The 22,005-nt window shown below is 44.2% G+C and carries 23 protein-coding genes; 12 read left to right on the forward strand and 11 right to left on the reverse strand.

The window, feature by feature from the left end; translation table 11 throughout:
* The first annotated feature begins 29 nt into the window (after positions 1 to 29).
* Positions 30 to 410: a response regulator gene (locus AB2J24_RS03700; protein ID WP_367384466.1), complete on the forward strand. Its 381-nt coding sequence runs from the start codon at positions 30 to 32 to the stop codon at positions 408 to 410.
* Between the two features lie 5 nt (positions 411 to 415).
* A complete protein-coding gene (locus AB2J24_RS03705; protein ID WP_367384467.1) occupies positions 416 to 1,792 on the forward strand; it encodes a PleD family two-component system response regulator in 1,377 nt (458 codons plus the stop codon).
* A 354-nt stretch (positions 1,793 to 2,146) separates the two neighbouring features.
* On the opposite strand, the gene rpmG is transcribed toward AB2J24_RS03705, so the two are convergent.
* The 5 genes from rpmG to topA all read right to left on the reverse strand — a co-directional run bounded on the left by rpmG (position 2,147) and on the right by topA (position 8,525).
* Positions 2,147 to 2,314, reverse strand: coding sequence for a 50S ribosomal protein L33 (rpmG, locus tag AB2J24_RS03710; RefSeq protein ID WP_162652269.1), 168 nt, complete (start codon positions 2,312 to 2,314; stop codon positions 2,147 to 2,149).
* A gap of 167 nt (positions 2,315 to 2,481) precedes the next feature.
* Positions 2,482 to 3,081 carry an NUDIX hydrolase gene (locus AB2J24_RS03715; RefSeq protein WP_367384468.1) on the reverse strand — a complete coding sequence of 200 codons (600 nt, stop codon included), beginning with the start codon at positions 3,079 to 3,081 and terminating at the stop codon, positions 2,482 to 2,484.
* 29 nt (positions 3,082 to 3,110) lie between these two features.
* Positions 3,111 to 3,533: a DUF983 domain-containing protein gene (locus AB2J24_RS03720; RefSeq protein WP_367384469.1), complete on the reverse strand. Its 423-nt coding sequence runs from the start codon at positions 3,531 to 3,533 to the stop codon at positions 3,111 to 3,113.
* 6 nt (positions 3,534 to 3,539) lie between these two features.
* Positions 3,540 to 5,792, reverse strand: coding sequence for a ribonuclease R (gene rnr, locus AB2J24_RS03725; RefSeq protein WP_420883613.1), 2,253 nt, complete (start codon positions 5,790 to 5,792; stop codon positions 3,540 to 3,542).
* A gap of 81 nt (positions 5,793 to 5,873) precedes the next feature.
* Entirely contained in the window at positions 5,874 to 8,525 is a 2,652-nt protein-coding gene (topA, locus tag AB2J24_RS03730; RefSeq protein ID WP_367384471.1) for a type I DNA topoisomerase, read from the reverse strand.
* A 218-nt stretch (positions 8,526 to 8,743) separates the two neighbouring features.
* On the opposite strand from topA, the gene AB2J24_RS03735 reads away from it, so the two are divergent.
* Positions 8,744 to 8,980, forward strand: coding sequence for a hypothetical protein (locus AB2J24_RS03735; RefSeq protein WP_367384522.1), 237 nt, complete (start codon positions 8,744 to 8,746; stop codon positions 8,978 to 8,980).
* Here the strand turns inward: AB2J24_RS03735 and dprA are convergent.
* The 4 genes from dprA to AB2J24_RS03755 are packed head-to-tail and all read right to left on the reverse strand — an operon-like array spanning position 8,933 to position 12,969.
* Positions 8,933 to 10,072, reverse strand: a complete 1,140-nt coding sequence (dprA, locus tag AB2J24_RS03740; RefSeq protein WP_367384472.1) for a DNA-processing protein DprA — start codon at positions 10,070 to 10,072, stop codon at positions 8,933 to 8,935. The two genes, AB2J24_RS03735 and dprA, sit on opposite strands and share 48 nt — an antisense overlap.
* Complete coding sequence (gene plsY / locus AB2J24_RS03745) at positions 10,072 to 10,686, reverse strand: glycerol-3-phosphate 1-O-acyltransferase PlsY (RefSeq protein ID WP_367384473.1); 615 nt, start codon at positions 10,684 to 10,686, stop codon at positions 10,072 to 10,074. Before plsY ends, dprA begins: the two co-directional genes overlap by 1 nt.
* Positions 10,687 to 10,742: 56 nt before the next feature.
* Positions 10,743 to 12,035: a dihydroorotase gene (locus AB2J24_RS03750; RefSeq protein WP_367384474.1), complete on the reverse strand. Its 1,293-nt coding sequence runs from the start codon at positions 12,033 to 12,035 to the stop codon at positions 10,743 to 10,745.
* Between the two features lies 1 nt (position 12,036).
* On the reverse strand, positions 12,037 to 12,969 hold the full coding sequence (locus AB2J24_RS03755; protein WP_162653583.1) for an aspartate carbamoyltransferase catalytic subunit: 933 nt from the start codon (positions 12,967 to 12,969) through the stop codon (positions 12,037 to 12,039).
* A 134-nt stretch (positions 12,970 to 13,103) separates the two neighbouring features.
* On the opposite strand from AB2J24_RS03755, the gene AB2J24_RS03760 reads away from it, so the two are divergent.
* Together AB2J24_RS03760 and AB2J24_RS03765 are read left to right on the forward strand one after the other, a co-directional pair.
* The gene (locus AB2J24_RS03760) at positions 13,104 to 14,717 is read left to right on the forward strand and encodes an acyl-CoA dehydrogenase family protein (RefSeq protein WP_162652262.1); all 1,614 of its coding nucleotides are present in this window, start codon (positions 13,104 to 13,106) and stop codon (positions 14,715 to 14,717) included.
* A gap of 247 nt (positions 14,718 to 14,964) precedes the next feature.
* Complete coding sequence (locus tag AB2J24_RS03765) at positions 14,965 to 15,354, forward strand: DUF6105 family protein (protein WP_367384475.1); 390 nt, start codon at positions 14,965 to 14,967, stop codon at positions 15,352 to 15,354.
* On the opposite strand, the gene ruvX is transcribed toward AB2J24_RS03765, so the two are convergent.
* Positions 15,303 to 15,785 (reverse strand): Holliday junction resolvase RuvX, encoded by a 483-nt coding sequence (ruvX, locus tag AB2J24_RS03770; protein ID WP_367384476.1) that lies wholly within the window; start codon positions 15,783 to 15,785, stop codon positions 15,303 to 15,305. The genes AB2J24_RS03765 and ruvX overlap by 52 nt on opposite strands.
* A 90-nt stretch (positions 15,786 to 15,875) precedes the next feature.
* Between ruvX and AB2J24_RS03775 the strand changes: the two genes are divergently transcribed.
* The 4 genes from AB2J24_RS03775 to AB2J24_RS03790 all read left to right on the forward strand — a co-directional run bounded on the left by AB2J24_RS03775 (position 15,876) and on the right by AB2J24_RS03790 (position 18,961).
* Positions 15,876 to 16,580: a metal-dependent hydrolase gene (locus AB2J24_RS03775; protein WP_367384477.1), complete on the forward strand. Its 705-nt coding sequence runs from the start codon at positions 15,876 to 15,878 to the stop codon at positions 16,578 to 16,580.
* Positions 16,581 to 16,648: 68 nt separating this feature from the next.
* Positions 16,649 to 16,936, forward strand: coding sequence for an Asp-tRNA(Asn)/Glu-tRNA(Gln) amidotransferase subunit GatC (gatC, locus tag AB2J24_RS03780; RefSeq protein ID WP_367384478.1), 288 nt, complete (start codon positions 16,649 to 16,651; stop codon positions 16,934 to 16,936).
* Between the two features lie 60 nt (positions 16,937 to 16,996).
* The gene (gene gatA / locus AB2J24_RS03785; RefSeq protein ID WP_367384479.1) at positions 16,997 to 18,478 is read left to right on the forward strand and encodes an Asp-tRNA(Asn)/Glu-tRNA(Gln) amidotransferase subunit GatA; all 1,482 of its coding nucleotides are present in this window, start codon (positions 16,997 to 16,999) and stop codon (positions 18,476 to 18,478) included.
* A 6-nt stretch (positions 18,479 to 18,484) separates the two neighbouring features.
* On the forward strand, positions 18,485 to 18,961 hold the full coding sequence (locus tag AB2J24_RS03790; protein ID WP_367384480.1) for a GNAT family N-acetyltransferase: 477 nt from the start codon (positions 18,485 to 18,487) through the stop codon (positions 18,959 to 18,961).
* A 39-nt stretch (positions 18,962 to 19,000) separates the two neighbouring features.
* Here AB2J24_RS03790 and AB2J24_RS03795 read toward each other — a convergent pair whose 3' ends face one another.
* Entirely contained in the window at positions 19,001 to 19,291 is a 291-nt protein-coding gene (locus AB2J24_RS03795) for a YciI family protein (protein WP_367384481.1), read from the reverse strand.
* A 226-nt stretch (positions 19,292 to 19,517) separates the two neighbouring features.
* On the opposite strand from AB2J24_RS03795, the gene gatB reads away from it, so the two are divergent.
* The 3 genes from gatB (at position 19,518) to AB2J24_RS03810 (ending at position 21,991) form a co-directional block, all read left to right on the forward strand.
* The gene (gatB, locus tag AB2J24_RS03800) at positions 19,518 to 21,026 is read left to right on the forward strand and encodes an Asp-tRNA(Asn)/Glu-tRNA(Gln) amidotransferase subunit GatB (protein ID WP_162652254.1); all 1,509 of its coding nucleotides are present in this window, start codon (positions 19,518 to 19,520) and stop codon (positions 21,024 to 21,026) included.
* Positions 21,026 to 21,520 carry a GNAT family N-acetyltransferase gene (locus AB2J24_RS03805; RefSeq protein ID WP_162652253.1) on the forward strand — a complete coding sequence of 165 codons (495 nt, stop codon included), beginning with the start codon at positions 21,026 to 21,028 and terminating at the stop codon, positions 21,518 to 21,520. Before gatB ends, AB2J24_RS03805 begins: the two co-directional genes overlap by 1 nt.
* Before the next feature lie 72 nt (positions 21,521 to 21,592).
* A complete protein-coding gene (locus tag AB2J24_RS03810) occupies positions 21,593 to 21,991 on the forward strand; it encodes an NADH:ubiquinone oxidoreductase subunit NDUFA12 (RefSeq protein WP_162652252.1) in 399 nt (132 codons plus the stop codon).
* Positions 21,992 to 22,005 lie beyond the last annotated feature (14 nt).

Consider the following 22,005-nt stretch of genomic DNA (forward strand, 5'->3'; position numbering starts at 1 on the left):
GAACGAGTTTGATTGTTTTGGGCAAATAAATGACGAAAAAAGTTATGATTGTTGAAGATAATGAGCTGAATATGAAGCTCTTTACTGACCTCATCGAAGCGTCTGGATACGAAACAATTCAGATTATGAATGGACTGGAAGCGGTGGAACTTGCCAGAGCTCACAAGCCTGATCTTATCCTAATGGATATTCAATTGCCGGAAGTCTCTGGTCTTGAGGTCACGAAGTGGCTCAAGGATGATGATGAATTACATAGTATTCCTGTTATCGCTGTCACGGCTTTTGCCATGAAAGGCGATGAAGAGCGCATTCGTCAGGGTGGTTGTGAAGCATATATATCGAAACCAATTTCAGTGCCTGGATTTTTGCAGACCATTAAAAGTTTTCTAGATAATAAAGCTGCCGAGTAAATAGTATGACCGCACGTGTTTTAGTTGTTGATGATATTCCGGCGAATGTGAAATTGCTAGAGACACATCTGTTGGCCGAATATTTTGATGTATTGACCGCTGAAAATGGCCTTTCTGCATTGGAAATTTGCGACAAAACGCAAGTCGACTTGATATTGCTCGATATAATGATGCCCGGCATTGATGGTTTTGAAGTGTGTCGCAGGTTGAAGGCAAATCCAAAGACCACACATATCCCAGTGGTGATGGTCACCGCGCTCGATCAACCGGAAGATCGTGTTGAGGGTTTAAAATGCGGCGCAGATGACTTTTTGACTAAGCCAGTTAATAATATGCAGCTAATGGCGCGTGTGAAAAGTTTACTGCGTTTGAAAATGCTTACGGATGAGCTTCGCGTTCGCGCCGGAAATAATTTGGTGATAGATGATGTTGATGAAAAACCTTTGAATAAAAGCGGGATTGACGAGAAAGGCATGACGTTACTTGTCGATGGTCGCGTCAATTCTCAGGACCGAATAACACGTGCTATATCTGGTATCGCAGATGTTGATATTATTTCGGATGCTGAAACAGCGCTTTTTCATGCTGGTGAAAATCCATATGAGCTTATTATAATCAATGACAACTTGCCCGGTGTTGATCCCTTGCGAATATGTTCGCAATTGCGGTCACGGGAAATTACGAGATTTGTACCTATTCTTGTCATCTTGCAGACTGGCGACGAACCAAAAGTAGTTCGTGCTCTTGATATCGGGGTAAATGATTACATTCTACAACCGCTAGACCCAAATGAGTTATATGCCCGTTCACTAACGCAGATTAAGAGATCTCGATTTAGCGAGAAACTGCGTGAGAGCCTGAATAAATCTGTCGAACTTGCTGTAGTTGATCCGTTGACCGGTTTAAATAATAGACATTTTCTCGATGCTTATATGGGTAAGTTAATAGCCAGAGCTAAACGGCGAAACACACCTATTTCGATGCTTATTACCGATATTGATAAGTTTAAGAATGTGAATGATACTCATGGTCATGATGCCGGTGATGAAATTTTGCGAGAGTTCGCTCGCAGGCTCCGTGCCTCTGTGCGTGGTGCTGACCTTGCATGCCGCTTTGGTGGTGAGGAATTCGTGGTCCTTATGCCAGATACGACCGCGGAGATGGCTGCACAGATTGCTGAGCGTCTTCGTGCAGCAATTGAAACATCGGCATTCAATTTGCCGGGTGATACAGGGCAGCTAGAACTCACTACGTCGGTAGGTGTTACGAACTACGATCCAGAGCAGGATTCAAGTGAAACGCTTATTAAGCGTGCGGATGATGCGCTCTATAAAGCAAAATCTGATGGGCGAAACAGAGTTGTTTTACAAACTGTCGCCTAACTGAAAAATCATATTTTGATACCATTTTGTAGCAATATACGTTTTCTGTTTATTGTATTGAATAGTAACTCATTGAATTTATGTAGAAAATTTACGTTCAGGCGAAAAACTTGATTAAAGTACAATTTTAGGCAATGATTGTACTAATTGTATTGACGAGTAAAACCATTTTGTAACTTTAGATACCCCATGATGTTCAGGTCCGCCGCATCTCCTGGGTCGTGGGGTGGTCGGTCAATATACAGCTTCTCGTGGCCTCCTCGTACCACTTCTGTTGTGTTGGCCGACCCACAAATAAACCCGCTTGTCTTGCAACAAGCGGGTTCTTCAATTCAAAACTGCAAAAAAATTAGATTACTTAATCTTAGCTTCTTTAAATTCAACGTGTTTACGCACGACTGGATCGTATTTAGTTTTAACCATTTTTTCAGTCATTGTACGGCTGTTCTTCTTGGCTACATAGTAGAAACCAGTGTCAGCAGTTGACTGCAATTTAATTTTAATTGTTGTTGCCTTGGCCATTGGGGCTACCTTCTTTAAAAAAAATGATGCCGTGGGGATTCTTCCATCCACGGCAAACTTGACGCGAAATTACAAATCGCTGGCTAAAAGTCAAGTCTATTATACAATCTTATGCTCAAAAATGGCAAGATTACCAAGGATTGCCAAAACTGCCCAAATTCAAAACGTCATTTATTGGATATATGCAGCGTTTTCGTAGTGTGGGGGAGTGTGCGGTCTTCATTGAGTGAATGTCTGAGGTGGTTTAATATTCGTGCTGTTATGTCCGGAAAATCCAGATTCTGTGGAGATTGTACATCGACCCATTGCAATTCTGTTAATTCATTACTGTCTTTTAATGTCGACAGATCCATTTCAACTTCATCGCAGAAACAGGTAAAAAACCGTGTGTCGTAACGACGATTCTGGCCAAGCGGGGTAATGGCGCGAGCAATATATCTTAAATGTGACAGGTCAAATAATTCGCCGTTTTTTGATAGATGGAGTGATGTTTCCTCATGAAGTTCTCTGGCCGCAGCGATCGCTAAGGAATGAGCTGTCGCGTGTGAAAATCGGCTATGGGTGCGTTCCATAAGCTTGGACACAACTGCTTCATTCAGTCGTGTGTCAGATTTAACCCGCCAATCGCTGCTATCTTTTCTTCCACCGGGAAAAACAAAGACGTTTGGCATAAAGGCGTGTTTAGATGAACGTTTACCCATCAAAACCGCAGGACGTTCTTTGTCTCGGTCTAAAAGCAAAAGAGTGGCTGCGTCTTTAGGTTTCAATGGGATATCACTTTTATACTTGAGTTAAACTACTTAGGGTCATCATAATCTGGTTTTTCACCAAACCCATGCATACGTAGTGCCCATTGCAAGCCAACAACAGCACCCTTTACGGGCTGTAATAGCAGAAGGGATGAAATAGCCGTGATTGGAATCCAAATGAGGAGGTGTTGCCATACTGCGAGCTGATAGCTCATTTCCGCAAACATAAAGCCAGCAACGACGATATGACCAATAATCATAACAACAAGATAGGCAGGCAAATCATCTGCACGATGATGGTGCAAATCTTCACCACAATTACTGCATTGATTTGTGACTTTTACATATTTATCAAAAAGACGGCCTGTACCACATTTTGGACAACTACTTTTAAAACCACGCTTCATTGCGAGTGAAAGAGGGCGCTCGAACTGCACCACTTCATTTTGATATACTTCAGTTTCAGACATCAGAAATTACCTTCTGCGTTTTGCTTTGCGTGGTGGACGGGTTCCAGCTTTTCGACCTTTCTTCGTTTTATGAAAAGATCGCGCTCCCATTGGCATTTTCTCGCCCTTGCTCAGCATGTCAAATCTTAAAGCTCCGGCAAGTGGAACAGCTTCTACGAGCTTTACATCCACTTGATCACCTAAACGGAAACCGAGGCCACTTCTATCACCAACCAAGGCTTGATGCGCTTCATGGTAGATGAAGTAATCAGTTCCTAATTTGGATATGGGTATAAAACCATCTGCGCCGTATTCTGGCAACGAGACAAATAGTCCTGCTTTGGTCACACCTGCGATTCGGCCAGTAAATTCATCTTCTATCCTGTCGGCAAGATAATGTGCAATGAGGCGATCTTGAGTATCGCGCTCGGCACTGGATGCCCGTCGTTCAAAATCAGAAATATCTCCCGCAATCGTATCAAGTATTGCCTCTTCATCAGGTGTTATTCCGCCTTGACCAAGGTGATGGGATCCAACAAGCGCGCGGTGAACAATAAGGTCAGCGTAACGGCGAATTGGGGATGTAAAATGTGCGTACTTTCGCAAATTTAGACCAAAATGCCCTTGATTATCAGGATTGTACACAGCCTGACTTTGCGAGCGAAGGACCATTTCATTGACCATTACTTCCGTAGCTTTACCTTTTGCTGCGGCAAGAATACCGTTGAAATGATTGGCTCTAAGATTTCCACCCTTAGCAAGTGGGATATCTAATGTTTGCAGAAATTCACGCAAAGTTTCTTGTTTGGAAAGTGATGGCGGTTCATGAACGCGGTAAATAAGATGCTGACGTTTAGTTTCAAGCGCTTCTGCGGCCGCCACATTGGCTTGTATCATACATTCTTCAATGAGCTTATGCGCCTCAAGACGATCAGGCACATAAATACGATCCACCATGCCTTTATCGTTTAAGATTATACGGCGCTCCGGTAGATCAAGTTCAAGCGGCTGGCGGCGGGTACGCCCAATTTTTAGTATTTCATAAGCTGCCCAGAGCGGTTTAAGTACGCTCTCAAGGATTGCACCTGCTTGCTCATCAGGTTTGCCGTCGATAGCACTTTGTGCCTGATCATAGGATAGGCTTGCGATGCTTTTCATCATGATGCGATGAAACGAATGGCTGATCTTTCGACCTTCTTTACTGAAAGAAATTTTGGCTGCGAGTGCAGGGCGGTCTACACCTTCTTTAAGAGAGCAAAGATCGTTACTTATACGCTCAGGCAGCATGGGTATTACGCGATCTGGGAAATAGACAGAATTTCCTCTGATGCGCGCCTCGCGATCCATAGGGCTATCGGGGCGAACATAGTAAGATACATCTGCAATAGCGACATAAAGAATAACATCGCCTTTATTGGCTGGATTGGTATCCATCTCAGCATAAACAGCATCATCATGATCTTTTGCGGTTGCTGGATCAATTGTGATGAGAGGTACATCCCGCCAATCTTCTCGTTTGTCCATGTTTGCAGCCTCTGCGGAGTCAGCTGCATCCAGAACTGCTTGAGGAAAAATGTGCGGAATTCCGCGCTCATGCACCGCAATCATGGTAATGGCTTGTTCTGAACCCATGGAGCCAATCACTGCGGTAATTTTTGCGCGCGGTAGGCCTAAGCTAGAGGTGTGTAAGCTTTCTACCTCCACAAGGTCGCCATTTTTTGCGTCACTCGTCATATCAGGTGAGATGACATATTCTTTTCCGCGTTTATCAATGGGTAAAACTCGCCCACCTGCTTGTCCGGCATTTTCCACCTCCGTACGAAAAATGCCCATTGTGCTGGCAGCTTTCTTAGAAAGTACCTTCATCACTTTGGCGACATAGGCAGGGCCTTCGCGATGTGAATTTGGGCTAACTCGCGCGAGGACGCGATCACCTAAACCGGCAACAGGGTTATTACCGCGCGACTTTGCTCCGCCACTTCTTGCGCGTGATAACGATTGGTGAATAAGAACTGCAGGGGCGGCGCCATCGGGATCACGCCAGGCAGAGGGGCGTCCAATAAGATCACCGCTGTCATCGCGCTTGGTAATGTCAAGTGTTGTCACAGATGGCATGCTATCGGGACGAGAAAGTTTCTTCCGGTTTTTGCTAAGATAACCTTCCTCTGTTAACTCATGCAAAATATCCTTGAGTACGGCTCTATGGTCACCTTTAACGCCAAATGCTCTCGCAATATCACGTTTTGAAGCACGTTCTGGATGTTCGGCAATAAAACGCATTATCGCAGATTTATCCAGTTTAGCGCGACTATCTTTAACCGGTTTTCCTGAGGTTGACTTTGTTGGCTGTTTTGCCAAACTCTACTCCTCAGCCGTCTTTTTAGCTGTCGCCTTTTTTGCAGGAGCTTTTTTCGCTGTGGCTTTTTTAGCAGGAGTTTTCTTTTTAGCTGCGGGTTTCTTCTTCGCCGGGGCCTTTTTCTTTTTGCCTTTGGTTGCAGCTTTTGCGTTCACAAGTTCAACTGCTTGTTCGAGTGATACATCTTGCGGGTCAGTGCCATTTGGAAGTGTGGCATTGATTTTCTCCCACTTCACATAAGGTCCATATCGACCGTCCATAACAGCTAGTTTCCCGCCGTCTGGATGATCACCCAGCTCCTTAAGGGCAGTTGCCGCTTTTCGACCGCGACCAGGCCCTGCTGCCACTTTTTCTGCAATGACAGTAACTGCTCGGTTCAAGCCGATTGAAAACACATCTTCGATTGATTCAACATTGGCATAGGTGCCGTCATGAAGAACAAACGGACCGTAACGACCCAGACCAGATGAAATCATTTTACCAGTTTCCGGGTGCGCACCAATATCTCTTGGTAAAGAGATAAGGGCCATCGCACGTTCATAATCAATGCTCTCTGGGGCCCAGCCCTTCGGCAAACTCGTGCGTTTTGCTTCTTTGCCTTCACCGCGTTGTACATATGGGCCGAAACGTCCAGAACGAAGCGTCACCATTTCATCGGTGTTTGGATCTTTACCTAATTCTGTTGGTTCGTTTGAAGTTCCCGCTTGGGCTTCCCCATTTTCTCCTTTGGTAAGCTGTCGTGTGAACTTACATTCGGGATAGTTTGAACAGCCAACAAATGCACCATAGCGACCAAGTTTGAGCGAAAGAGCACCATCGCCGCATGTTGGGCAATTACGAGGATTTTGACCATCTCCTCGATCAGGAAAAGCAAGTTCTGCCAGTTCTTCATTCAGCGCGTCAAGGACGTTGGTTACGCGCAATTCCTTTGTACCGTCGATATTTTCCTGAAATTTCGTCCAAAAATCGCGCAGTACATCTTTCCATTTAAGTTCGCCAGCTGAAATTCTATCCAGTTGATCTTCAAGATCCGCAGTGAAGCTGAACTCTACATAACGCTCGAAGAAATTACCTAAAAATGCCGTAACAAGACGGCCCTTTGGTTCCGGTATTAACTTCCGTTGTTCGGATTTTACATAGTCACGGTTTGAAAGTGTAGCCAAAGTGGAAGCATATGTTGAAGGACGGCCAATGCCGAGCTCTTCCATTTTCTTAATCAGCGAAGCTTCAGAATAGCGAGGTGGCGGCTCAGTAAAGTGTTGAGTTGAATTGATTTTTTCACGTACAGCGTCTTCGCTCTGATTAATGAGCGGAAGACGTTTGTCATCACTTTTATCACTTGTGGATGTGTCCTGATCATCCTTCTGGTCAATATATGCAGCCATGAACCCATCAAAACGAACGACCGATCCGTTAGCGCGTAATGTTGCGTTCTTTCCTGAGCCAGAAGCTGCGATATCAACCGTTGTCCGCTCAATCTCAGCCGACGCCATTTGGCTGGCAATTGCACGTTTCCAGATAAGGTCATATAGTTTGACTTGGTCATCATCAAGGAACTTACGAACAGATTCAGGTGTACGGTCAAAGCTAGTAGGGCGAACAGCTTCGTGAGCCTCTTGCGCATTCTTTGCTTTTGTTTCGTAGTGCCGTGCTTTGGAAGGGCAATAGCGATCGCCGAACTGATTTGTAATGGCTGCACGTGCTTCATCAATTGCTTCAGGTGCCATTTGCACACCATCGGTACGCATATAAGTGATCAAACCGGCCGTTTCTCCACCTATATCGATACCTTCATACAGCTTTTGCGCGACTTGCATGGTGCGAGATGCATTAAATCCCAACTTGGAAGATGCTGCTTGTTGCAAAGTGGAGGTTGTAAATGGCGGAGATGGATTTCGCTTGGTTGGTTTTGCTTCAACTTTATCAACATTAAATGATGCACTTTCGAGCATCGTCTTAATCGATTCGGCCGATTCGCCATTTGCAATCGATAGTTTTTGCAGTTTGTCACCATCAAAAACTGTCAAACGAGCATTGAATAAATCACCTCTTGGCGTCTTCAAATCAGCAGTAATCTGCCAATATTCATCCTTGATAAATCTTTCGATTTCCGTTTCTCTGTCACAAATAAGGCGAAGCGCAACAGATTGTACACGACCAGCAGATCGTGCGCCCGGCAATTTGCGCCACAGAACAGGAGATAGATTAAAGCCAACGAGATAATCTAAAGCACGACGAGCAAGATAAGCATCCACAAGCGGGGTATCTATATCGCGTGGATTTGCCATCGCTTCGAGAACTGAATTTTTTGTTATAGCATTGAAAACAACGCGTTTTACATCTTTTCCCTTTAGTGCTTTTTTCTTTTCTAGAATATCCAATACGTGCCATGAAATTGCTTCACCTTCGCGATCCGGATCGGTTGCGAGATACAATGTATCGGAATCTTTGAGCGCGTTTGATATGTCTTTTAGGCGCTTATTGGAGGCAGTATCTGTCTCCCAAAGCATTGCAAAATCCTCATCAGGATCGACTGATCCATCTTTGGCTGGAAGGTCTCTAACGTGGCCAAATGAAGCAAGGACTGTATAATCAGATCCTAGATATTTGTTTATGGTTTTTGCTTTGGCGGGCGACTCGACAACAACGACGTTCATTCTATCTCACACATATATAAGTAAAAATTCATTTCTGGTGGCAGCATTAGCAAATGGACACTGAATGAGTTTAGGTCAAGCTTTTTCAGCAAAATATTTCCAAACACAACGCAATACAACTAAAAAGAGTTTAAAAGTGTATTGCAATTTAGAATAAGCATAATAGGATAATATTCCGAACGATTTGATAATTGTATTCATATTTAAGGGGCGGGACATTGCCAAAAACTAATAAGAACGACGGTAAAGATGCTGCAAATCAGTTGGAGAATTTAGCGTATATACATTCCATGTTGGGTGAACTTCGTAAAGTTGCCGATGCGGAGGGGGCTGATATGCTCTGTTACCTTATTGAAATGGCCTACATTGAAGCTGGTGATATTAAATCGAAATTACGACCTCTAAAGTCAGGTGTCGAAAATAAAAGAAACAAGCCCTCCGGGATGTCTTTGTAATCGACCAGCCAGATCCAATTCTAGCAATACCATATAGACAACTTGCGCTGCGCATCCTGTGTGTCGAATTATGTCGTCAATTTCCACTGGTGTTGCGCCCATTGCATCAATAATCAGACTGCGGGCATCTTCATCTGGTGGTGCGAAATTGGCATTGTCATCCCCTGTTTCTTCTATGATATTGGAAGTGTGGGCCTGAATGTTATTAAGTGGCGCTAATGCCTGAATAATGTCGTTAGATTCAGTGGTTAATATCGCACCATCTTTTAGAAGTGTATTTGTGCCACCAGAACGAGGATCAAAAGGAGAGCCGGGAACCGCGAAAACCAGTCGACCAAAGTCTCCAGCATTTCGTGCTGTAATCAACGAGCCGGACCTCATAGCTGCTTCTACGACCAATAACCCCATAGATACGCCCGCAATAAGCCTGTTGCGGCGTGGGAAATCACGAGCGATCGGTTTCCAACCAAATTTCATTTCTGTGATTGCAAGTCCATCGCCATTGCAAATACGGTGGTATAGTTCCAGATTTTCAGGTGGGTACGGGCGGTCAATGCCTCCGGCAAGAGCTGCAATTGTTCCCGTTTCAATGCTCGCAATATGCGCGGTGGCATCAATACCTCGCGCAAGGCCGGAAATAATGACATATCCAGCATTTCCCAGTTCCTTTGAAACTTTAGATGCAAATTTATTACCGGATATTGATGCATTACGAGAACCGACAACCCCTACGGATACTCTTTGCGTAAGTTCTATGTTGCCTTTTACCGTTAGAAGCGGTGGTGCTCCGTCTATTTGACGTAAAGCGGAAGGGTATTCAGGCTCACCGATGCCAATAAGTCGGGCACCAAATTTGGATATCATCTCTAATTCAGCTTCAGCTTCCTGAATGGATGCAATTTTTATGCTCTTACGTGATCCGCCGCGCCGTGATAATTCAGGGAGCATTTCAATTGCTTTTTCAGCTGAGCCGCAATTTGTGACCAGATCGCGAAACGTCGCCGGGCCAACATTGTTGCTACGGATTAATCGTAACCAATTCAGACGTTGCTTTTCGGTTAGTCGAATCCCACGTGGGCGTTGACCATCCATTAGCCTTTGCTTCCGATTTTACTTTCAGTTCCTGACAGCAAGCGCCGGATATTAGCGTGATGTTTGGCAATTGCGATTGCTGAAATTAGCGAAAAAAGTAAAGCAAAATTGGGATAACCTAGAAGATATAAGGCAACAGGCATGACAATGGCGGCACAGATTGCAGCCAGTGATGAATATCTAAAAATAAAGGCCACTGATAGCCAAACCACTGCAAAAATTAAAATAGCAATTGGAACCAGACCAAAAAGCACACCAATATATGTGGCAATTCCCTTGCCGCCCTTAAATTTCAACCAGATGGGATACAGGTGGCCGATAAATGCACCAAAGCCTGCAGCCATGGCGGGTTCCGCGCCAAATTGCCCAACAATCGCTACTGGGATAACACCTTTAAGGAAGTCAGCTATCAAGACACTGGCTGCGATTTTTTTATTGCCGGTACGCAAAACATTTGTGGCACCAATATTACCTGAACCAATATTACGAATGTCGCCAAGACCTGCCATTTTGCTGAAGATAAGACCAAAAGGTATTGAGCCACAAAGGTAGCCAAGTAAGAGCGCAATAATTACGGTTGGTAACGCGGTTTGTATATCAGAAATGTCTAACATTTGAGCAATCTATCAGTTTAATGCACGTTGTATAAATTTAAGGTTGTGTAACTTGATTATACATCTGAGTAAACAGTTTTGCCAGATACAATGGTTTCGATCACCTTACCAGTGAAACGTGCGTCTTCAAATGCGCTGTTTTTTGATTTTGATACGATTTCATTTTTTGCATAAACCCACGGATATTCAAGATCGATAATGGCTATGTCGGCTTTTGTGCCGACCTTCAATGTACCAGCATTAAGTCCATGCAATTGAGCTGGTCTGCATGACATTGCGTCAATAAGGCGAGGCAAGGAGACATCTGAAGAGTGGTAAAGCCTTAACGCTGCGGCCAGCATGGTTTCAAGACCTATGGCACCTTCTGCCGCATCAGGAAATGGCAGTCTCTTCGTATCAACGTCCTGTGGATCGTGAGATGAGCAAATGATATCAATTGTACCGTCTGCGAGCGCTTTAACCATCATCAAGCGATCTTCTTCCGATCTCAAAGGAGGGGAGAGTTTGAAGAAGGTTCGATATTCACCAATATCATTTTCATTAAGTGTTAAATTGTTGATGGAGATGCCAGCACTGATATTGGAAGCATTTTGCTTTGCGCGTGCAATTAGAGTAGCTGTTTCAGGTGTTGATAATTTGGCGGCATGGTATTTGGCACCAGTTAAGTGAGCTAGCCGAAGATCGCGCTCAAGAGGTATGATTTCTGCTTCACTTGGAATACCTTTAAAACCTAGCCATGATGCAAGAAGCCCTTCATTCATCATGCCACCATCCGCAAGGTCGGCATCTTGAAGTTCGCAAGAAATCAACGCATCAAAATCTCGTGCATAAGTCATTGCCCGACGTAAGACAGCCGCATTACGCAATGTTTTACGCCCATCCGTCAGACATGCAGCCCCTGCTTCGGTCATTAGGCCGAATTCTGTCATCTCAAGGCCCTTGAGAGATTTGGTTATTGCAGCCGATGGAAGAACATTGATAACTGAAGTGTCGCGGGCAGTACGTTGTATGAATTGCAATAGGGCAACGTCATCAATTACGGGGTCGGTATCAGGCATGGTAATGATGCTTGTAATTCCGCCTTTGGCTGCTGCTTGGCCGGCTGATGCAATTGTCTCGCGGTATTCACTACCAGGCTCACCAATGTATACACGTGCATCTACTAGACCCGGTGAGGCAACTGTTGCCCCTTTGTAATCCGTTATTTGGGCACCTTCTGGTGAGCCTTGATTGTTTGCTTTGGCGCCGCATGCAGAAATTTTGCCATCTTCGATAATTATCGTACCGACTTCATCCAAGCCTTGTGATGGATCGATAATACGAATATTTTTTAGGACGCGAGAGTTCATACTAATTTCTCCCACTTGCTAGCATCAGAGTTTCCATGACCGCCATGCGAACAGCAACACCCATTTCTACCTGCTGTTCAATTACGCTTTGTGGACTGTCAGCAATTTCGGATGCAATTTCCACGCCGCGGTTCATGGGGCCTGGATGCATGACCAATGCATCGTCTTTTGCATAGGCCAGTTTTTCGGCATCCAATCCGAAAAAGCGGAAATATTCGCGTACCGATGGCACGAAAGCGCCTTCCATACGCTCGCGTTGAAGTCGCAGCATCATCACAACATCCGCGTCTTTGAGGCCTTCTTTCATCGATGTAAAGATTTCAGCACCCATATTTTCGATACCCGTTGGTAGAAGTGTTCTAGGAGCGATGACCCGAACCCGTGCACCAAGCGCATTGAGCAGGAGAATATTGGAACGCGCAACGCGTGAATGGAGAACATCACCGCAGATTGCGACGATCAAACGTCCAACTTTACCTTTGTTTCTGCGAATTGTCAGCGCATCGAGAAGCGCTTGGGTAGGATGCTCATGAGCACCATCTCCGGCATTTATTACCGAGCAACCCACTTTTTGAGAGAGAAGCGCGACCGCGCCTGCTGATCCGTGACGTACAACCAGCATATCAGGGTGCATTGCATTAAGCGTCATTGCGGTATCAACAAGCGTTTCGCCCTTTTTAACCGATGAGTTGCTGACTGACATATTCATTACATCCGCACCCAAACGCTTTCCGGCAAGTTCAAAAGATGCCTGCGTTCTAGTAGAAGCTTCAAAAAAAAGATTGATTTGTGTTAGGCCCCGAAGTGTATTGGTTTTCTTTTCGCGTTGTAGTGAAAGTTGAACCGCTTCATCAGCCTTATCTAACAGATAGAAAATATCCGGTTCCGACAAGCCTTTGATTCCAAGGAGGTGACGGTGCGGAAAGACCATAATTTGCTCTCTTCTGTGTGATTTTCGACTTTCTATAAGAAGCTTTCGGTGAAAGGGCAACATAGATGGGGTGACATTTGGTGCCTGTCCCCATACAAATTGGGAGATTTTGTTTTTGATTCAGGAAAGTATCGCTCATGTCATCGGCCAGAATTGATCCTCTGACTTTGAATATAAACAGTTTTCAAGCTGACCCTTTGCTGCGCGATGTTTCCAACACAATGCCGCGAGCCATGCAAGCGCATTTTACACTTCTTGGCCAATATGCTGGTTCGCATGAAGCTGAAGAACTTGCTCGCCTCGCAAATCATAACAAACCGCAACTTAGAACCAGTGATACGTTTGGCGATAGGTTAAATCTTGTTGAGTATCATCCTGCATGGCACGCATTGCAGCGAAAAGCAGTGGGATTTGGCCTTCACGCATCGGTATGGGATGATTCTAGCCGTAAAAACCAAGGTTTTGGGCATCAGATGCGCACAATGGGGCTTTATCTGTCTTCTGGCCTTGAGGCTGGGCATCTCACGCCTTCGACGTCTACGCACGCTTCTCTTGCAATTATTTTGGCAAATCCTGCCTTAAAGCGTGACTGGTCAGACAAACTCTTATCGCGGATGTATGACAGTTCGGAGAAAACACCACTCAATAAAACAGGCTTGCTTATTGGTTTGGCTCTTGCTGAACATAAAAGTGGGGGAAGTATAGAGGTCATCGAGACAACGGCTAATCGCGTCGGCGAAGGCTTATACTCGCTTAATGGTGAGAAATGGCATGTATCAGCGCCAATGAGCGACGCATTTTTAGTTCTGGCGCAGACCCAAGGCGGTATCGGGTGCTTTCTGGTGCCACGATTATTGCAAGATGGATCACAAAATTCCATCGAGGTTTTGCGATTGCGCCAGCAAGTAGGTTATCATTCTAATCCGCAAGCAGAATTGAAGCTTAATAGCTCTTATGGATTCTTACTTGGTGAAGAGGGCGCTGGTATGAATACCATACTAGATGCGATTACGCTGATACGCCATGATATCTCGGTTATCTCTGCAGGGTTAATGCGGTCAAGTCTCGCAAAAACAGTCAATTATTGGCGAAAGCCAAATGACGGCGAGTTTGATGCGATATCTGCTCGTGTGTTGGCTGATATGTCGTTGGATGTTGCCGGTGCTACCGCCCTTACCATGCGGGTCGCAAGTTCCTACGATAAAGCAGGCTCATCTCCTACTGATGCAGCCTACGCCAGATTGATGACATCAGCTGCGAAATACTGGGTTTGTAAAACCGCACCTATTCTTATATCCGAAACTATGGAGAGTGTTGGGGCTGCGGCTTTTTCTTCACAGTCCAGTCTGGTGCGCAATCATCATGATTCAATTACTAATCTGATTTATGAGACAGGTAGCGATCTCATGGCACGCGATGTATTGCGTGTCTTGTTACATGGGAGGGATTTATTTGAATCTGTCGTTCAGGATGTGACTACGGATTTGGGTGCTCATGGTGAACGAACGAGAGATGTTTTGCATGCCTGTATGAGCGTATGTGAAAATGATCCAGGACTGGCGCGCTTGCTGACCGAACAGCTTGCTCTTGCTGGAGCTGCCACTGAACTGAAGCGGATTGGGGCAGGGGCGATAGCCGACGCATTTATAGAAACACGTTTAGGTGGATCATGGCGCTCGAGTTACGGTATGTTGGATGCTCGCTATGATGCAGTCCGCATAATCGAGTTGCTTTATCCAAATTCGAATTAGTTACGAATTTCAGTAAACTAATAGTATGTTTGTGACATGTAATGTGTATAGTTGTGGATGTAATACATTAAATATTTCATCTATCTATTTAATACTAAACCGGTAATTGTATTGGATGGCTTGAAAGAGCACGGATGAAATTCTGTTAACCTTAATAAATAGTTTACGTTGTGTTTTGGCCACGTATACGCAAGAGTGCTGCTAAGAACTAAGTCTATTGGCTCATCGTTTATATAAAGGCAGTGCGTTGAAGTATTTATTGATTTTTTGGGGCGTGCCAGTCGGCGCTGTAGCTGCTTGGTATTATCTTTCCATCAATGACATTAATTTTGGACTATTGATGTTTTCGCGCGTCTTTAACGATGCTGTATTTGATATTTATGGAAATATCTTAGGTATGGATGCGCAGGCTGTTCGTGATCTTTTAATCAGAACATTTGTAATAGATACTTTGTTTATAGCCGCGATCATCTATTTCAAACCATTCCGCCGTATAAAAGAATGGTGGGAATCGCGACGTAGGAAATCAGAAGCAAATCACCTTGTGGAAGCAACGTTTGATGATCATCACGTTGGGAGCGCCAATCATGCCGGACTGTCACCACTTAAAGAAAATAATCTATCTAGCGCACCTTGAAGAATAAATGCTGCGGCGGCTGAGTCTATTCGCTCGCTTCGCTTTTTGCGCGATACATCCATTTCCAGAAGAGAACGTTCTGCTGCTACGGTGGATAAGCGTTCATCCCAGAAGACAAATGGGATTTCTGTCAGCTTTCCCATATTGCCAACAAATGCTCGTGTCGACTGAACGCGGCCACCTTGTTCACCACTCATGTGAGCGGGAAGACCAATAATTGCGACACCCACATTTTCAGATTTATATATTTCGAGAAGCTCTTGAGCGTCCAATCCAAATTTTCGACGTTTAAGAACGGGGCGAGGGTTGGCAAAGCTTAATCCAATGTCAGAGATAGCAATCCCAATTGTCTTAGTTCCAAGATCAAGACCCGCAATGGTTTGTCCTTTCTCAAGAAGAGATAGAGTTTTTTCAATTTCTATGACTGCCATTTGTGTCTTTCGCTATCATTAGCCTTGCGAATCTTTATAAGTCCTTTCAAGTTAAAGCGACACATTAAATGATGGGCAAGGACCTATAATATGAAAATTACATGGCTTGGGCATTCGGCATTTAAGTTTGAGATCGATAATAGTGTGATCCTTGTCGATCCATTTATTAAGGGAAACCCAAAAGCTAACATCAATTTTGATGAGGTTACTGCAGGTACAACACATATTGCGCTGACACATGGTCATAGTGATCATTTGGGCGATACGGTGGAAATTGCTAAAACGACAGGCGCTACCGTTATTGCAAATGCTGATCTTTGCTCGTGGTTAAAAGCTCGAAATCAGTTGAGTTTGTTGGAGGATGGAAATACCGGCGGCACAATCGGCTTTGATGACTTTTCTGTCACTTTTGTCGATGCCAAACATTCATCTGCATTTATCACTGATGATGGTATTGCGCATAGTTTGGGCCATTCCAACGGTCTTATGTTTCACTTTCGGGATGCACCATCTGTTCTGCATATGGGTGATACTGATATTTTCTCGGATATGGCGCTTATTCAAGAATTGCATGAACCTGATATCGGCATTGTACCAATTGGTGATCGTTATACTATGGGAAGTGCAGTTGCGGCGCTGTCCTGCCAGAAATATTTCAAATTTGATAAAATAATTCCGTGCCATTTTGGCTCATTTCCTGTCCTGGAGCCATCGGCGGACCAATTCCGTGTTGCAATGGGTGAAGATGGTGCAAAGGTGCAGGCGCTGGGTGTTGGCGAATCTTTGAATGTATGAAAACAAACTTGCTCTCATGCGTCAGCAAGGTTATAGCGAAGCAAATAGATAGATAGCGGAGAAATTATATGTCTGTAGATCAGGCGACCGTAAAACGCGTTGCAAACCTTTCGCGAATAGAAGTGAGCGAAAATAATCTGGAAAAAATGCAGGGCGAACTGAATGCCATCCTAGGTTTTGTCGAGCAATTGTCTGAAGTTGATGTTGAAGGTGTGGAGCCTATGACATCAGTTACACCGATGGCTATGAAGAAGCGCGTAGATGCAGTAACAGATGGTTCGAAAGCTTCTGATGTTGTTGCGAATGCACCTGAGAGCGATGGTAACTTTTTCGTTGTTCCAAAAGTGATTGAGTAATCATTTGGAATGTTGAATTTCGCAGAAGTTTAGACGTAATTTTTGAAAAGATACAAATATATGAGTGACCTAATCCAGCTCACAATTGCTGAAGCAAGAGAAAAACTTAAAGCAGGTGAAATCAAGTCTGTAGAATTAACAGATGCGTATCTCGCCGCGATAGCCAGTGCAAATGATAGCCTCAATGCTTATATTAAAGTAACAGAGGAAAAAGCGCGCGCGATGGCTGCTGCTTCTGACGAGAAGCTTGCTAAAGGCGAGGGTGGAATTCTTGAGGGTATTCCATTGGGCATCAAAGATCTGTTCGCAACAGAAGGCGTTCATACTCAGGCTTGTAGCCATATTTTGGATAAGTTTGAGCCGCGTTATGAATCAACTGTTACCCAAAACCTTTGGGATGATGGTGCCGTTATGCTTGGTAAGTTGAATATGGATGAGTTTGCAATGGGCTCATCTAATGAAACAAGTTATTATGGTCCGGTTACCAATCCGTGGCGTGTAGAAGGATCAAACCAGTCTCTGGTCCCTGGCGGTTCGTCTGGTGGTTCAGCTTCGGCCGTTGCTGCCCATCTTTGTGCAGGTGCAACGGCTACCGATACAGGTGGCTCGATTCGTCAACCTGCTGCATTTACGGGTACAGTCGGCATAAAACCTACATATGGTCGTTGTTCTCGCTGGGGTACGGTGGCTTTTGCATCTTCTCTTGATCAAGCCGGCCCGATTGCTCGTGATGTGCGCGATGCTGCTATTATGCTGACATCTATGGCCTCATCTGATGCTAAAGATACAACAAGTGTTGATATGCCTGTTCCTGATTACGAAGCAGTGCTCGGTGGTTCGGTTAAGGGTATGAGAATTGGTATACCAAAGGAATATCGCATGGATGGCATGCCTGAGGAAATCGAAACTCTTTGGCAGCAGGGAATTGCATGGCTTAAAGATGCTGGTGCTGAGATCGTTGATATTTCGCTTCCACATACAAAATATGCACTTCCGGCCTATTACATCGTAGCTCCTGCTGAAGCGTCGTCAAACCTGGCTCGTTATGACGGTGTTCGGTATGGTCTTCGTGTAGAAGGCGAAGACATTGCTGACATGTATATGAAAACTCGTGCCGCTGGGTTTGGCCCGGAAGTTCAACGTCGTATTATGATTGGTACTTATGTGCTTTCTGCCGGTTATTACGATGCGTATTACATTAAGGCTCAGAAGGTTCGCACGTTGATCAAACGTGATTTTGAGAATGTGTTTAATGATGGCATTGACACAATTCTAACACCTTCTACACCGTCGGCGGCATTTGCCATTGGTGATGAGGAAATGGCTTCAGATCCGGTGAAAATGTATTTAAATGACATATTTACTGTGACTGTGAATATGGCTGGTTTGCCGGGCATTTCTGTTCCCGCCGGACTTGATGCAAAAGGTCTTCCGTTAGGGTTGCAGCTAATTGGTAAGCCTTTTGATGAAGAAGGGCTGTTTAAAACTGCCCATGTGATAGAGCAGGCGGCAGGTCGCTTCACGCCCAATAAATGGTGGTAATGCTATTTGATTATACGAGCAGCAAGATCAATTGAGATTAAAACACTTGCTGCTCTTGGTGAGCTTGCATGGGAACAGGCCCTGGAAAATTCTGGTGAGAATACCCAAAATTATATAAAGGGTGCGCAAGCTACATATTTCCATTTTTGTTCGGAAAACTGGCCTATTATCAGTGTTATTGAAGTTGATGGTGAAGTGCTGGGCTGGGGTGCGGTTGACCCTAACAAAAATAACATAACCGATATTTGGGTGTTGCCAGATTTTCAACGCCAAGGATTGGGTAGCTTGCTTCTAACAGAACTCGAAAAACAGATATCAGAACGTGGGTTCGAGACAATTGAACTTGAAACCCACGCGAAAAACACAAATGCAATTTCTTTTTTTAAGAAGCATGGATTTGTAGTGAGCAGTCTCAAATCTTCATATGTTGCTAAATTAGACAAGACTGTGGACACAATTGAGATGCGAAAGACATTTGAATAACTCTCAAAATGATTCAAATTTTTTGATTAAGTGTCATATTTATTTCCTTAATAGAAATTTTAACCGATCATCAGCTATTGCAGGTAAGGTTTCTAAAATTTCTGCAACAACGACGTTGTTTTTGACAAATGGATCCTCATTGATAAGTCTGGTGAGAGCATCGCGGGATATATTGTGAGCAAGAATGCTGCCTCCCTCCTCAGGAAGAATTCGACCTGCTAGAATGAATACACCTTCATCAAACCCGCGTTGCAACCAATCGCCATGAGCTTTCATAAAGTCTTTTACATTTTCTTTGTTCGTTGAAAATTTGAGTAGTATTATAAACATCTCCGATTTGCTCCATTCTGAATTGTAATTTTTCCCGGATTATTGAGTTTATATTTGAAAGATTCTCGTCCTTCAAACTAAGCTCTGTTGTTGTTTTAAACTAACGTGTAAAATTCATGGGTTTTATTAATAACTCAAAGCGGCATCCATGCTTTGATTGCTTGCAGTCTTGTATAGTTTGTTTTACGAAGAGATTTAATATTCGAAGCTAATTTAAGGCCTTAAAATGACAGCTCCTGCTATTGTTGATGTACGCACTCCAGACCCAAAACGCTTTATTGCCGGTGCAACAGGTGATTGGGAAATTATCATTGGTCTTGAGGTTCATGCTCAAGTAACAAGCCAGTCAAAATTGTTTTCGGGATCTTCTACTGAATTTGGCCGGGCACCAAATGACAATGTTTCATTGGTGGATGCTGCCATGCCAGGTATGTTGCCGGTGATCAACGAAGAATGTGTGCGTCAGGCTGTGAAAACGGGTCTAGGATTAAAGGCTCAAATCAACAATCGTTCGCTTTTTGACCGCAAGAACTATTTCTACCCTGATTTGCCGCAAGGCTATCAAATATCTCAGTTTAAAGATCCTATAGTTGGTGAGGGCACGATCGTTATTTCTGTTGGTCCTGACAATAAAGGTCAGTTTGAAGATACCGAAATTGGTATTGAGCGTCTTCATCTTGAACAAGATGCTGGTAAGTCAATTCACGATCAACATCCAACCCGCTCATATGTTGATCTTAATCGCTCTGGCGTTGCTTTGATGGAGATCGTTTCCAAACCCGATATGCGTTCTGCTGATGAGGCGAAAGCATATGTCACCAAGCTGCGCACAATTTTGCGGTACCTTGGCACATGCGACGGTAATATGGATGAAGGTTCCATGCGTGCGGATGTGAATGTTTCTGTTCGTAAACCAGGTGGTGAATTTGGCACGCGTTGCGAAATTAAGAACATCAACTCAATTCGCTTTATGGGGCAGGCAATAGAGTACGAAGCTCGCCGCCAGATTTCCATCATTGAAGATGGTGGTGAAATTGATCAGGAAACACGTTTGTTTGATCCAAATAAGGGTGAAACACGTTCTATGCGTTCGAAAGAAGATGCACATGATTACCGTTATTTTCCTGACCCTGATCTGCTGCCGCTTGAGTTTACTCAGGAGTATGTTGATAAAATCGCTGCTGAACTTCCAGAACTCCCTGATGCTAAAAAAGATCGTTTGGTTTCAGAATTGGGCTTATCAGTTTACGATGCATCTATCTTGGTAACAGAACAATCGATTGCTAAATTCTTTGAAACTGTCGCTAGCGGGCGCGATGGTAAATTAGCTGCAAACTGGATTATCAATGATTTGCTCGGCGCGTTAAATAAGGTTGGTAAAGGCATCGAAGATTCTCCTATCTCAGCTGATCAACTTGGTACGATTATTTCTATGATTGAAGATGAGACAATTTCTGGAAAAATCGCTAAAGAGTTGTTTGAAATCGTGTTTGAAGAAGGTGGTGACCCAGCCAAGATTGTTGAAGAACGTGGTATGAAACAGGTAACGGATACCGGAGCGATTGAGGCTGCCGTTGATGAAATTATTGCTGCGAACCCAGATCAGGTTGAGAAGGTGAAAGAAAAGCCTCAATTAGCTGGCTGGTTTGTTGGTCAGGTTATGAAAGCAACTGGTGGTAAGGCAAACCCGCAGGCTGTGCAAAAACTCGTTCGTGAAAAGCTGGGCGTTGAATAATGTTTTTTGTCCGTACCGCCAGTATACGCGATGCTGAAAAAGTTCAGCAGTTATTAGTTGAGACGTGGCATGCGACCTATGATGCAATTCATGGCGCCGATTTTGTGGATGAGATTTGTCAAACTTGGCATAGTGTTGAGAATATAAAAACTAACATTGATGCACGAGATGGCGAGTACGTTGTTGCTGATAGTGGGGATGAAATTGGCGGTATGGCCTTTGTGAAGTCGCCAAACAAGGACGGCAATGCATATCTAAGCCAGATTTATGTACGACCTGACTTGCAACGTCAGGGTATTGGTCGTGATTTGATGAACGAAGTGGAAAACTGCTTCCCGGAAGCAAAAAATCTTCGTTTAGGTGTTGATTCCAAAAACCTAAATGCTGCAAATTTTTATGAGCATATAGGTTATAAAAATACAGGGATTAGCTTTGAAGATACGATCTCGGACCGAGCAATTGAAGCATTGGTGTTTGAAAAACCGTTACCTTAATCATGTTCTTCTGGACATCCTAGTCATCAGGCGGCATAAGACCATAAACCTTAGATGCAGAGAATCGACGATATGAAAGCATTTTTCCTAGGACTATTCACTTGGTGGAACGGCGCAACAGTTGCAACACGTTTCCATACATGGCGCAAAGGTGCGCGTGTTGGCGAAGACGAGTTTGGTAATGTTTACTATCAGGGTGGTAAAGATTCCGAAGGTCGCACGCGACGTTGGGTTATCTATAAAGGCTATGCTGAGGCATCGGCAATTCCTCCCGGCTGGCATGGTTGGATACATCACAGAACGGATGTATCACCAGCTGATGAGGACTATATTCCATTTGAATGGCAACAGCCGCATCAATCGAATTTAACCGGTTCTGCCAATGCATATCGTCCAAAGGGTTCCATGACAACAAAAGGTGTTCGCCCAGTTGTTACCGGTGATTATGATGCTTGGACACCTGGTCGTTAACATTTTGATCATTT

The sequence above is a fragment of the Lentilitoribacter sp. EG35 genome, from assembly GCF_040784015.1.
Classification (GTDB): domain Bacteria; phylum Pseudomonadota; class Alphaproteobacteria; order Rhizobiales; family Rhizobiaceae; genus Lentilitoribacter.

Excerpts from the sequence above, each read along its gene's own strand:
- AB2J24_RS03700 (WP_367384466.1), top strand. The coding sequence starts at position 30 with ATGACGAAAAAAGTTATGATTGTTGAAGATAATGAGCTGAATATGAAG.
- AB2J24_RS03705 (WP_367384467.1), top strand. The coding sequence starts at position 416 with ATGACCGCACGTGTTTTAGTTGTTGATGATATTCCGGCGAATGTGAAA.
- rpmG (WP_162652269.1), bottom strand. The coding sequence starts at position 2,314 with ATGGCCAAGGCAACAACAATTAAAATTAAATTGCAGTCAACTGCTGAC.
- AB2J24_RS03720 (WP_367384469.1), bottom strand. The coding sequence starts at position 3,533 with ATGTCTGAAACTGAAGTATATCAAAATGAAGTGGTGCAGTTCGAGCGC.
- rnr (WP_420883613.1), bottom strand. The coding sequence starts at position 5,792 with ATGCGTTTTATTGCCGAACATCCAGAACGTGCTTCAAAACGTGATATT.
- topA (WP_367384471.1), bottom strand. The coding sequence starts at position 8,525 with ATGAACGTCGTTGTTGTCGAGTCGCCCGCCAAAGCAAAAACCATAAAC.
- dprA (WP_367384472.1), bottom strand. The coding sequence starts at position 10,072 with ATGGATGGTCAACGCCCACGTGGGATTCGACTAACCGAAAAGCAACGT.
- plsY (WP_367384473.1), bottom strand. The coding sequence starts at position 10,686 with ATGTTAGACATTTCTGATATACAAACCGCGTTACCAACCGTAATTATT.
- AB2J24_RS03750 (WP_367384474.1), bottom strand. The coding sequence starts at position 12,035 with ATGAACTCTCGCGTCCTAAAAAATATTCGTATTATCGATCCATCACAA.
- AB2J24_RS03760 (WP_162652262.1), top strand. The coding sequence starts at position 13,104 with ATGTCATCGGCCAGAATTGATCCTCTGACTTTGAATATAAACAGTTTT.
- ruvX (WP_367384476.1), bottom strand. The coding sequence starts at position 15,785 with ATGGCAGTCATAGAAATTGAAAAAACTCTATCTCTTCTTGAGAAAGGA.
- AB2J24_RS03775 (WP_367384477.1), top strand. The coding sequence starts at position 15,876 with ATGAAAATTACATGGCTTGGGCATTCGGCATTTAAGTTTGAGATCGAT.
- gatC (WP_367384478.1), top strand. The coding sequence starts at position 16,649 with ATGTCTGTAGATCAGGCGACCGTAAAACGCGTTGCAAACCTTTCGCGA.
- gatA (WP_367384479.1), top strand. The coding sequence starts at position 16,997 with ATGAGTGACCTAATCCAGCTCACAATTGCTGAAGCAAGAGAAAAACTT.
- AB2J24_RS03795 (WP_367384481.1), bottom strand. The coding sequence starts at position 19,291 with ATGTTTATAATACTACTCAAATTTTCAACGAACAAAGAAAATGTAAAA.
- gatB (WP_162652254.1), top strand. The coding sequence starts at position 19,518 with ATGACAGCTCCTGCTATTGTTGATGTACGCACTCCAGACCCAAAACGC.
- AB2J24_RS03805 (WP_162652253.1), top strand. The coding sequence starts at position 21,026 with ATGTTTTTTGTCCGTACCGCCAGTATACGCGATGCTGAAAAAGTTCAG.
- AB2J24_RS03810 (WP_162652252.1), top strand. The coding sequence starts at position 21,593 with ATGAAAGCATTTTTCCTAGGACTATTCACTTGGTGGAACGGCGCAACA.